We start from the raw sequence: 11,266 nt of genomic DNA, 5'->3' as shown, positions 1-11,266 counted from the left end.
AAGCTTTCGATCATCTGTCGGCCGGCCCGGGCCGGTCGAGCGTGGCCCGCAGGGTGGTGTCGATCAGTGCGGCGATGTCCTCCCGGGCGAGCCCGGCGGCCTCGGCCTTGCGCAGCCAGGCCACCAGTTCCTCGCGCAGCTCGGCCTGGTTGACCAGCGACGGCCCGGCCAGCGTGCCGACCAGGAAGGTTCCGACGCCCGGCCGCCCTTCGGCCAGCCCCTCCAACTCCAGTTCCCGGTAAGCCTTCAGGACGGTGTTGGGGTTGATCGCCAGGGTCCGCGCCACCTCGCGCACCTTCGGCAACTGGTCGCCGGGCCGCGCGAGCCCGACCCGCAGTGCCTGTTTCACCTGCAACACGAGCTGCATGTAGGTGGCCACCCGCGAGCGGCCGTCGAGGACGAACTCGATCACCGTTGTTCTCCTGTCTTATGACAGTAAGACAGGATGGTCCCGGGAAGGTCAAGTCGTCAATGGGAAAAGAGTGTTGACGTAACGTCCGCTCACCTTTCGGTGGTGGGCATCCGCCCAGGTCGGGCCCGGAAAACGCCGAACCCCGGCGCCCGGACGAATCCGGGGGCCGGGGCTCGTGGCCTCGGGGGCGGGGAAGGGTCAGGCGTTGCGACGGCGACGGGCGACGAACAGCGCGCCGATGCCGCTCACGAGCAGGGCGGCGGCACTCGCCGCGGTCTCCACCATGCCGTCCGAACCGGTGCGGGCGAGCTCGCCGCCGGCCGGCTCGACGTCGGCGGAGGTGATGCCCGTGGTGGCGGTGTAGCCGGTGGCCCGGGCGGTGGTGCTGCCCGCCTCGGTGCTGCCGGTGGTGGTGCTCGTGGTGGTGCCCGTGGCCGTACCCGTCCCGCCGGTGGCCGGGGCGGTGGTGATGTCGACCGGGAAGCCCTGGGGGCCGACGTAGGCCGGGACGCCGGTCTTCTCGTTGAGGACGGCCCAGGGGTTGACGTAGCTCTTGCCGGTGCGGGCACCGGCGGTGAAGGCGAGCCGGAGGTGCTTGGTGAGGGTGGCGCCGGCGGCGAGGGTGGTGTCGTTGCCGTTGAGGTGGTAGACGACCGAGCCGGGTGCGGCGGTGCCGGTGATGCTCTCCCAGGTGCCGTCGGCCTTCTGGACCTGGAGGGTGGTGTTCGGGTCGGCGCCCAGGGCGGGGGTGACGTTGGTGTAGCTGGAGGCGCTGGGGTTGCTGACGGTGACGTCGAACTCGACCGGGGCGCCGCCGGCGACGGCGGTGGTGGGCGCGTTCTTGACCTCCACGGCCAGGGACTTGACGGCGACGTCCTTGGTCGTGTCGGCGTAGACGGCGCTCTCGGCCGGGTCGACGACGGTGGAGCGGAGCTTGATCGGCTGGGTGAGGGCGCCGCCGACGTCGGTCGGGGTGGCGAGGCGCAGCTGGACGGTCCTGGTGGCGCCGGCGGCGACGGTCAGGCCGGTGATCCTGCCGGTGAAGCCGAAGGTGCCGTCGGCCGGCTTGAAGGTCAGCGCGAGCGGCTTCCAGGTGCCGTTGTCGTCGCGGTAGTCGACGGTGATGCGGCCCGGGGAGCCGGCCATCCCGTTGCTCGCGGTGAGCTTGAGGGTGAACGGCGCCTCGGTGGTGCCCGGGTTGGTGACGGTCTCGGTGAACTCGACCGGCTCGCCGGCGTAGCCGATCGAGGCCGGCTCCTGAACCGTCAGCGTCGGCTTGGCGACGACCGGGGCCGCGGTGAGCTCGATCGCCAGGGCCTGGGGGCCGCGGATGGCGGGTGCGTAGCCCGGGCCGGTGTCCTGCACGGCCCACGGGTGGACGTAGGTCGTGCCGAGCGGGGCGTCGGCGGTGAAGGCGAGGCGGACGTGCCGGGTGTCGCTGCCGCCGGCGGCGATGCTCTTGTCACCGGTGAGGAGGTAGCTGACCCGGTCGGAGCCCGGCTGGGTGCTCGGGGTGCCGGTGATGTTCTCCCAGCTGCCGTCGGCCTTCTTCACCTGGAGCGTGCTGCGCCGGTCGGCCTCGACGACCTTGGCGACGTCGGTGTAGCGCGAGGCGCTGGCGTTGTTCACGGTGACGTCGAACTCGACCGGGGCGCCGCCGACGACGGCCGTGGTCGGCGCGTCCTTGACCTGGACGGTGAGGGCCTTGGCCGTGATCTCCTTGGTGCTCTCGGCGAGGACGGTCTTCCCGCTCTGGTCGAGGAGGGCGGAGCGGAGCTTGATGGGCGAGTCCTGGTTGCCCCAGTCGTTGTTGACCGGGGTGGCGATGCGCAGCTGGACGGTCCTGGTGGCGCCGGCGGCGACGGTCAGACCGGTGACCTCGCCGGTGAAGTGGAAGGCGTCGGACTGGCTGAAGGCCAGCGCGACGGGCTTCCAGCTGCCGTCGGCGGCCCGGTAGTCGATGGTGACGCGGCCGGCCCCGCGGGCGGCCGGGTTGCTCGCGTCGAGCTTCAGGGTGAAGGACGCCTCGGCGCTGCCCGGGTTGGTGACGGTCTCGGTGAACTCGACCGGCTCACCGCCGTGGCCGATGGTCGCCGGCTCGTGGACGGTCAGCTCCGGCTTGGCCGCCTCCGTGACGCCCGGAGCGGCGGTGGTGGTGGTCGTGGCGGTGGCCGTGGTGGCCGCGGGCGCATCGGCGGCATAGGCGGCCGGGGCGGACAGCACCGCGCCGGTGGCCAGCATGACGCCGAGGGTGGCGGCGGTGACCACGGCGGATCGGGAACGACGCACGCGTACGACAGACATGACGAATAACCCCCCGTGTGTGTGACCGGATGTCAAAAATCCGATCCGGAGCGGGACTCTAGCGCCTGCCGGCGGTCGCGTACCGGCTCGGGGTCAGTCCAGTGCGAGCTCGTCGCCCACGCTCAGCCGGCCGGGGGCGGCCACCTCGGCGAGGGCGTCGAGGCGGCCGTCGTGGGCGTGCACGACGGCCTTGAGGATCTCGGGGGCGTGCGGGAGCCCGGGCTGCGCCGTGGCGGTCATGACGCAGCGCTCGCTGGAGCGGACGAAGGCGAGCCGGGCGCCGTCCGGGGCCGTGCCGTGGGCCTGCCGGCCGAACCAGTCGTCCTCGATGAACGGTGGGGTACCGGGCGGGGTGCGCAGCAGGACGTTGGGGCGGAACCGGCGTTCGTCGACCACCGCGAAGGGGACGGTCTGGCGGACCCAGTCCAGGGTGGCGGTGGTGAGCACGCTGACCGGCAGCTGGTCGAAGTGCGAGACGGCGTCCTCGCGGGCGAGTTCGACGTCCTCGCGCTGGAGGTAGGCGCGCAGGAAGGCGGTGGGGTCGGCGACCGGACGGCCGAGCGGGTCGAACAGCTCGGGCCCGTCGATCCGGTGGCCGAGGCGGGAGGAGAGGCGGAGCAGGCCGTCCATCCGGCGGAAGCGGCGGGTGTTCTTGCCCGAGCCGAACTTCCCGGCGCCGTCGCGGACGGCGTAGAGGCGGTCGCCGGCCAGTCCGCGCCGGTCCACCTCGACGGAGTCGAGCCGCTCGCCGCCGGTGGACTTCACGGGGTAGCGCCAGAGCTGCTCGATCACTCCGATGATCTCTGCCATGGGCGGACAGCGTACCGGCGGGCTCCCGGGATGGTCTAGACCAAGTCCCCGGACCGGAGTTGACCGCGGGCCGGGCCGCGCTCAGCCCAGCCTGGCCACCGCCCGGACCGGCGCGCCGTCCGCCGCCACCAGCCGCAGCGGGAAGAGCGAAACCTCCACCGGGCGCCCGGCCTCCTGGGCGTCCAGCAGCGCCCGCAGATCGGTCAGGTTCTCGGCGATCACCCCGCCGCCGGGCGCCCCCAGCAGCACCCGGTGCGCCGCCAGCGTCGGCTCCTCGGCGGCGGGCTGGTCGTGCTCGTCGGTGAGGTCGGCGAGCAGCGCCGCCACCGCCGGGTCGCCCGGGCCCGGATCGGGGGTGGGGTCGACGCTCAGCGCGTCCACGCCGACGGTGCGGATCCCGGCGGCGACGATCGCCTCCGCCGCCTCCGCGGTCAGGGCCGGGTGGGCGAGGTAGGCGTCGGTGCCCCAGTGCCGGGCCCAGCCGGTGGCCAGCAGCAGGACCGCCCCCTCGGCGAAGGCCGCCGCCCGCTCCAGCGCGGGGGCCAGCAGCTCCGGGGTGACGGCCGCGCGCGGCTCCAGCCCGCGCAGGTCGGCCAGCACGGCCGGGCCGGTGAACCGTTCCAGCGGCAGCCCGTCCAGGGTCGGCCAGGTGACGTCCACGTGGTAGGGCGCGTCCACGTGGGTCCCGGACTGCGAGCCGAGGTGCAGGGCCAGCACGTTCACCCCGGCGGTGGCGGTGGTGAGCGCGGGCTCCAGCAGGACGGCCGGATCGCCGGGGTAGACCGGCATCGCGGTGGTCACCTGATGGGTGAGGTCGACGAGGGTCGCTGCCATGGCCCCATCCTCCCAGGGGGTGTCCGGGGATGGGGGCGGGATAGAAATGCCCCATGGGAACAGACAAGCGTCAGCCGTGGGTGGTCGGGGTCTCCGGGGCTTCGGGCACGCCGTACGCCGCCTCGGTGATCCGGGCGCTGCTCGCCGCCGGGGAGTCGGTGGACCTCGTGGTCAGCCGCGCCGCCCGGCTCACCATCCTGGACGAGACCGGCATCTCCTTCCGGGACGCCCACTGGCGCACCGACCTGGCGGCCTGGCTGGGGACGGACGAGGGGCTGGACGACGTCCGCTACTGGCCCGCCGGGGACTTCGCGGCCGGTCCGTCCAGCGGCTCCTACCCGGCCAAGGGGATGCTGGTGGTGCCCGCGACCACCGGCGCGGTGGCCGGGATCGCGCTGGGCCTGAGCAAGGACCTGTTGCAGCGGGTCGCCAGCGTCACCCTCAAGGAGCGCCGCCCGCTGGTCGTCTGCGTGCGTGAGACGCCACTCAACGGGGTGACGTTGAAGCACCTGGTGGAGCTCGACGCGCAGGGCGCCGTGGTGCTCCCCGCCTCGCCCGGTTTCTACGCCGGCGGCTCCACCGTGCGCGAACTCGTCGACTTCGTGGCCGGCCGGGTGCTGGACGCCGTCGGTGTGCCGCATTCCCTGTACCTGCGCTGGGAAGGGGAGTTGGGAGCGGCGGCGCGCCGGACCGGGGAAAGCGGCCCGGCACCGGCTGAGGGGGAGTGAGGAGGCCGAGGGCGGGAGAGTATCTTCTCTGCGATATCCGGGTTGGTCCGCACACGGCGCCTTTGAATCCGGATAATGATCTGTGGGTCTGGCGAGGTTCGGAAGGACGCGGACGGTATATGGACACGGTGGACAGACAGCTCATCCAGGCGCTCCGGGAGAACGGCCGTGCGTCCTACGCCGAGCTGGGCCGGCTGGTCGGCCTCTCCGGCCCGAGCGTCACGGACCGCATCAACCGCCTGGAGCAGGCCGGGGTCATCACCGGCTACCGGGCGACGGTCAACCCGGCCTCGCTCGGCTTCGGCGTCACGGCCCTGATCGGCCTTCAGCTCACCGACGCGGCCGACCACGAGGACGTCGCGTTCCGGCTGAAGGACCTCAGCGAGGTCGAGGACTGCTGGTTCATCGCGGGTGACGACTCCTACATGCTCAAGGTCCGGGTCGCCGACGTGGCGGGCCTGGAGTCGGTGGTGAAGCGGATCTCGGGCACGAAGGGCGTAGCCCGCACCCGCACCACCGTCGTACTCTCCACCAAGTGGGAGAACCGGGTGAGCGAGCTCCCTCCCGAAGGAGAGTGACGAATGGCACTGGTCGGTCTGGAGGAGCTGCGCGCGGCCCGGCAGCGGATCGCGGGAGTGGCCGTGCGCACCCCGCTGGTTCCCGCCCCGTGGGCGGCCGAGGGCGATCGCCGGCTCTGGCTGAAGCCGGAGAACCTCCAGCCGACCGGGGCCTTCAAGACCCGCGGTGCCTACAACCGGCTGGCCGCGCTCACCGACGGTGAGCGGGCCCGCGGTGTGGTGGCCCAGTCCAGCGGCAACCACGCGCAGGCGGTGGCGTACGCGGCGGCGCTGCTCGGCGTCAAGGCCGTGATCGTCATGCCGGACACCTCACCGACGGTGAAGGTGGAGGCCACCCGCGCGTTCGGCGCCGAGGTGATCCTGGTGGCGCCGGGGGAGCGGGACACCCTGCCCGGCGAGCTGGCCGAGCAGCACGGCTACGTCTGGGTGCCGCCGTACGACGACCCGTTCATCATCGCGGGCCAGGGCACGGTCGGCCTGGAGATCGCCGAGGACGCCCCGGCCGGGCTGGACACCGTGCTGGTGCCGGTCAGCGGCGGCGGCCTGATCTCCGGGACGGCGGCCGCGCTCAAGCTCACCCGCCCGGGTGTGCGGGTGATCGGCGTCGAACCCGAGCTGGCCGCCGACGCCCAGGCCAGCCTGCGGGCCGGCCGCCGGATCACCTGGCCGGTCGCGGACACCTACCGCACCCTGGCCGACGGCCTGCGCACCCCGTCCGTCGGCGAGCTGCCCTTCGAGCACCTGACCGCGTACGTCGACGACATCGTCACCGTCACCGAGGACGAGATCCGCGCGACCGTCGCCCTGCTGGCCCGTCGCGGCCGGCTGGTCGCCGAACCCTCGGGTGCGGTCGCCCCGGCCGCCTACTTCCACCGCGCCGCCGAGACGGGCGGCCAGACGGTCGCGGCCGTGGTCAGCGGCGGGAACATCGACCCCGCCCTGCTCACGGAGCTGCTGTCGGCGTAGGCGTACGCTCGTTCCGGCAAGGAATCGAAGTCGGAGGAGGCGGGGCACCGCAATGGACGCAGGGCTCAAGCGCGAGCTGGAGGCGAAGGTCTACGCGGGGGAGCGGCTGACCCGGGAGGACGGGATCGCGCTCTACGAGAGCGACGACCTGGCCTGGCTGGGCGGGCTGGCCCACCACGTGCGGACGCGGAAGAACGGCGACGTCGTCCACTTCAACGTCAACCGCCACCTCAACATGACCAACGTGTGCAGCGCGTCCTGCGCGTACTGCTCGTTCCAGCGCAAGCCGGGCGAGAAGGACGCCTACACGATGCGCATCGAGGAGGCCGTCCGGCTCGCCAAGGCGATGGAGAGCGACTCCCTCACCGAGCTGCACATCGTCAACGGCCTGCACCCGACCCTGCCCTGGCGCTACTACCCGCGCTCGCTGCGGGAGCTCAAGGCGGCCCTGCCGAACGTCTCGCTGAAGGCCTTCACCGCCACCGAGATCCACTGGTTCGAGAAGATCAGCGGCCTGTCCGCCGACGAGATCCTGGACGAGCTGATCGACGCCGGCCTGGAGTCGCTGACCGGCGGCGGCGCGGAGATCTTCGACTGGGAGGTCCGCCAGCACATCGTCGACCACGACACCCACTGGGAGGACTGGTCGCGGATCCACCGCCTCGCCCACAGCAAGGGCCTCAAGACGCCGTGCACCATGCTGTACGGCCACATCGAGGAGCCCCGCCACCGGGTGGACCACGTGCTGCGGCTGCGCGAGCTCCAGGACGAGACCGGCGGCTTCCAGGTCTTCATCCCGCTGCGCTACCAGCACGACTTCCACGACTCCAAGGACGGCGTCGTGCGCAACCGGCTGATGGAGCGCACCGAGATGGCCACCGGTGCCGAGGCGCTGAAGACCTTCGCGGTCTCCCGACTGCTCTTCGACAACGTCCCGCACGTCAAGGTCTTCTGGGTGATGCACGGCGTCACCACCGCCCAGCTGGCGCTCAGCCACGGCGCGGACGACATGGACGGCTCGGTGGTCGAGTACAAGATCACCCATGACGCGGACAACTTCGGCACCCCGAACAAGCTCGGCCGCGACGACCTGCTCGGCCTGATCCGCGACGCCGGCTTCCGCCCGGTCGAGCGCAACACCCGCTACGAGGTCATCCGCGAGTACGAGGGCCCGGACCCGATGCGTCGGGAGGCCCCGCAGGCGATGCGCCTCTGACCAGGCAGTCCGTCGACCGCCCGGGCCGTGCCACGGCCCGGGCGGCGTCGTTCTTCACGGCCTCCGCACGCGACCCGGGTTTACCAACGGGTACGCCGTTTGGCAGGATCGGGCTCATGTCCGGTTCCCATCGCGCCACCGTGTACCAGTACGACGAGCCGATGCACGACCCGGCGTGGGGGGTGCCGCAGCAGTCGTACCAGGCCCACGGCGGGTACGGCGGGACGTACGACGGGGTGTACGACCGGATGTCCGACGGGACGTACGGCGGGACATCCGACGGGACGTACGGCGGGGTGTACGAGCACCCGGGCCAGCAGGAGTTCGGCGGCTACCAGCCGACCGCGCAGGACCCGTACCAGCAGGACCCGTACCAGCAGGACCCGTACCCGCAGGACCCGGACCAGTGGTACCCGGACCAGTGGTACCCGCAGGACGCGGACGGGCAGCACGCGGACGCGTACCGCGCGGACGGGTACTTCGAGGCCTACGACCAGCCCTTCCAGCCGTACCCGGCCGAGCCGGAGCCGATCGAGGTGCCGGTGGTGGCCGGCTCCACCACCCCCGCCCCCGTGGGCGGCCGGGCCGCTGCCCGGGGCCGTCGCCGCAAGGCCAAGCAGAAACGTCACGGCAAGGCCGTCACCGCCGGCACCGCGCTGCTGCTCGCGGCCGCCGCCGGCTGGTACACCATCGGCCAGGACGCCGCCAAGCCCGGCCTCACCAGCGCCGACGGACCGGGCCCGGACGGCGTCGCCGCCCCCGACCAGCCGTCCCCGGCCGCCGCGCAGAACGCCGCCGGCGCGGGCGGGGGAGCCGCGGCCGCCGCCGCCCAGGCCGCCGCCGACCGGCAGACCGACGCCGCGGCCGCCGGCCGCAGCCAGACCCGCGCGGACGGCTCGCTCGCCGCGATACCCGGCCTCGGTGCCGCCTTCACCGCGAAGATCCCCGCCGAGACCACCCAGGTGGTGGTCGCCTCCGGCCAGGACAAGAACACCGACAAGAACACCGTCACCCTCTGGAGCCGCACCCCCGAGGGCCGCTGGCTGGCCGGCGAGACCTGGCAGGGCCACAACGGCAAGAACGGCTGGACCGCCGACCACAACGAGGGCGACCTGCGCAGCCCGATCGGCGTCTTCACCCTCACCGACGCCGGCGGCCGCAAGGCCGACCCGGGCAGCAAGCTCCCCTACGACAAGGACCCGAGCTTCGTGGTCTCCGGGACGGGCTTCTTCGGCGACCAGCTGGCCGGCTCCTTCGACTACGTCGTCGCGGTCAACTACAACCGCGTCCCCGGCAACTCCCCGCTCGACCCGCGCCGCCCCAACGGCTCGGCCAAGGGCGGCGGCATCTGGATCCACGTCGACCACGACGGTCCCACCCACGGCTGCGTCTCGATCCCCGAGGACAAGATGGCCCAACTGATCCGCACCCTGGATCCGGCGGCCCACCCGGTCATCGTGATGGGCGACGCGGCAGCCCTGGCCGCCTGACCTGCGGGGCCGAGCCCAAGCGCCGCAACGCCCCTTGTGGGGCTCCTACAGATCGCGGGGGTGGATCCTGTAGCCGGTCGCGCCCCGCTGACCAGCGGGTAACCCGGTTGCATGGCACTATGAGCGGTTCGCGCATTGTGGCACTCGGCCACTACCAGCCCCCCAAGGTCCTCACCAACGAGGACCTCGCGGCCCTCGTCGCCACCGACGACGAGTGGATCCGTACCCGGGTGGGCATCAGGACCCGGCACATCGCCGAGGGCGAGACCCTGGTCGACCTCGCCGCCGAGGCCGCCCAGAAGGCGCTCGCCAACAGCGGCCGGACGGCCGAGGAGATCGACCTGGTCGTGGTCGCCACCTGCACCGCGATCGAGCGCAGCCCCAACACCGCCGCCGCGGTGGCCGCCCGGCTCGGCATCCGCTCGCCCGCCGCGTACGACATCAACACGGTCTGCTCCGGCTTCTCGTACGCCCTGGCCACCGCCGACCACGCGATCCGGGCCGGCGCGGCCCGGCGCGCGCTGGTCATCGGCGCCGAGCGGATGTCCGACACGCTCGACTGGACCGACCGCTCGACCTGCGTGATCTTCGGCGACGGCGCCGGCGCCGCGGTGGTCGAGGCCCAGGAGGAGGGCGAGGAGCCCGGCATCGGCCCGGTGGTCTGGGGCTCCGAGCCGGAGAAGGGCGACGCCGTGGTGATCACCGGCTGGGACCCGGTGATCAGCCAGCAGGGCCAGTCGGTCTTCCGCTGGGCCACCACCCAGCTCGCCCCGCTGGCCCGCCAGGCCTGCGAGCGGGCCGGGATCGACCCGGCGGAGCTGAAGGGCTTCGTCCCGCACCAGGCGAACCTGCGGATCATCGACGCGATCGCCAAGAAGCTGGGCCTCGGCGACGCCGTGGTGGCCCGGGACGTGGTCGACTCCGGCAACACCTCGGCCGCCTCGATCCCGCTGGCCTTCTCCAAGCTGGTCGAGCGCGGCGAGCTGTCCCCCGGCGACCCGGTCCTGCTGTTCGGCTTCGGCGGCGGCCTGGCCTACGCCGGCCAGGTGGTCCGCTGCCCGTGACCCCTGAGAGCCTGCCGAGGCTCCAATAGCTGAAAAACGCCGGTGGGCGGGCACCCTGTGTGAGGGGTGCCCGCCCACCGGCGTGTCTGGCTCAGGCGCGCTGCGGCACGTCGGCGGACCTCCCCCGAGGACACGGCCGCCGTCCGTCGTTCCCCGGACAGGAGGCCGGGGCTACGCGCGGAGCGGATGGTCGGTTGAGCGGATGGTCTACTTGGGCGCCTTCTTGCCGGTGACGCCCAGGTACACCAGGGGAGCGAGGTTGGGCTTGAGGTCCTTGACCTTGACGCCCCAGGAGGTGAAGGCCTTCTGGTGCTCGGCCGCCGAGGCGAGCAGCGAGACCAGGGCCCCGGCGACGGCGGCCGGGTCGAGCGACTTGTCGGCCTGCCCCTTCGCCTGGAGTTCCCTGACGGCATCCGCGAGCGGCTTGGCGACCGCGTTGAGGACCGTCATGCGGATCTTGAAGAACCGCTTGTCCCCTTCGGCGGCACCGAGCGTGACCACTCGGAGAATGGCGTCGTTCTTGCGCCAGAAGGCGAGGAATCCGTCGACCAGTTCTTCCGAAGTGGTCGGGCCGGACTTCCCTGCCCAGGACTTTCCGGCCACCAGCTCTTTGAGGGTGTCGGCGTCCTTGGCCATTTCCTCGGCGATTTCGAGGACGGCGCCCTCGACATCCGGGAAGTACTGGTAGAAGGTCGCGGGGGAGGTACCCGCCATACGGGCGACGTCGATGACCTTGACGTCCCGATAGGGCGACGTGCTGAGCATCTCGCGGAGGCAGTCGAGCAGCTTCTGCCGCGTCTCCTGTCCGCGTCGCCCGGCGACGCGACCGTCGACGGTGCGAACTTGTCCTGTCATGCCGTCAGC

General features: G+C 72.4%; 11 protein-coding genes. 6 read left to right on the top strand and 5 right to left on the bottom strand.

Features of this window, described 5'->3' with window-relative positions; translation table 11 throughout:
- Positions 1-10: 10 nt before the first annotated feature.
- The 4 genes from ABTY15_RS00965 to ABTY15_RS00950 form a co-directional block, all read right to left on the bottom strand.
- Positions 11-412, bottom strand: coding sequence for a GntR family transcriptional regulator (locus ABTY15_RS00965; protein WP_350574162.1), 402 nt, complete (start codon positions 410-412; stop codon positions 11-13).
- A gap of 198 nt (positions 413-610) precedes the next feature.
- Positions 611-2,716 (bottom strand): hypothetical protein, encoded by a 2,106-nt coding sequence (locus ABTY15_RS00960; protein ID WP_350574160.1) that lies wholly within the window; start codon positions 2,714-2,716, stop codon positions 611-613.
- A gap of 93 nt (positions 2,717-2,809) precedes the next feature.
- Positions 2,810-3,526 (bottom strand): MOSC domain-containing protein, encoded by a 717-nt coding sequence (locus ABTY15_RS00955; protein WP_350574158.1) that lies wholly within the window; start codon positions 3,524-3,526, stop codon positions 2,810-2,812.
- An 81-nt stretch (positions 3,527-3,607) separates the two neighbouring features.
- Positions 3,608-4,360 carry a cyclase family protein gene (locus ABTY15_RS00950; RefSeq protein ID WP_350574156.1) on the bottom strand — a complete coding sequence of 251 codons (753 nt, stop codon included), beginning with the start codon at positions 4,358-4,360 and terminating at the stop codon, positions 3,608-3,610.
- Between the two features lie 53 nt (positions 4,361-4,413).
- Here ABTY15_RS00950 and ABTY15_RS00945 point away from each other — a divergent pair, with 53 nt between their 5' ends.
- The 6 genes from ABTY15_RS00945 to ABTY15_RS00920 all read left to right on the top strand — a co-directional run bounded on the left by ABTY15_RS00945 (position 4,414) and on the right by ABTY15_RS00920 (position 10,402).
- Positions 4,414-5,088 (top strand): UbiX family flavin prenyltransferase, encoded by a 675-nt coding sequence (locus tag ABTY15_RS00945; RefSeq protein ID WP_350574154.1) that lies wholly within the window; start codon positions 4,414-4,416, stop codon positions 5,086-5,088.
- Positions 5,089-5,207: 119 nt separating this feature from the next.
- Positions 5,208-5,666 (top strand): Lrp/AsnC family transcriptional regulator, encoded by a 459-nt coding sequence (locus tag ABTY15_RS00940; RefSeq protein ID WP_153461055.1) that lies wholly within the window; start codon positions 5,208-5,210, stop codon positions 5,664-5,666.
- Positions 5,667-5,669: 3 nt separating this feature from the next.
- The gene (locus ABTY15_RS00935) at positions 5,670-6,632 is read left to right on the top strand and encodes a threonine ammonia-lyase (RefSeq protein WP_350574152.1); all 963 of its coding nucleotides are present in this window, start codon (positions 5,670-5,672) and stop codon (positions 6,630-6,632) included.
- A 52-nt stretch (positions 6,633-6,684) separates the two neighbouring features.
- Positions 6,685-7,848: an aminofutalosine synthase MqnE gene (mqnE, locus tag ABTY15_RS00930; protein ID WP_350574151.1), complete on the top strand. Its 1,164-nt coding sequence runs from the start codon at positions 6,685-6,687 to the stop codon at positions 7,846-7,848.
- Positions 7,849-7,964: 116 nt separating this feature from the next.
- The gene (locus ABTY15_RS00925; RefSeq protein ID WP_350574149.1) at positions 7,965-9,338 is read left to right on the top strand and encodes a L,D-transpeptidase family protein; all 1,374 of its coding nucleotides are present in this window, start codon (positions 7,965-7,967) and stop codon (positions 9,336-9,338) included.
- 119 nt (positions 9,339-9,457) lie between these two features.
- A complete protein-coding gene (locus tag ABTY15_RS00920) occupies positions 9,458-10,402 on the top strand; it encodes a beta-ketoacyl-ACP synthase III (RefSeq protein WP_350574148.1) in 945 nt (314 codons plus the stop codon).
- 207 nt (positions 10,403-10,609) lie between these two features.
- On the opposite strand, the gene ABTY15_RS00915 is transcribed toward ABTY15_RS00920, so the two are convergent.
- The gene (locus ABTY15_RS00915; RefSeq protein ID WP_350574146.1) at positions 10,610-11,257 is read right to left on the bottom strand and encodes a TetR family transcriptional regulator; all 648 of its coding nucleotides are present in this window, start codon (positions 11,255-11,257) and stop codon (positions 10,610-10,612) included.
- Positions 11,258-11,266: the final 9 nt, after the last annotated feature.

The organism is Kitasatospora sp. NPDC097643 (assembly GCF_040302625.1).
Taxonomy (GTDB): Bacteria; Actinomycetota; Actinomycetes; order Streptomycetales; family Streptomycetaceae; genus Kitasatospora.
This window is presented reverse-complemented; position numbering and strand designations above follow the sequence as displayed.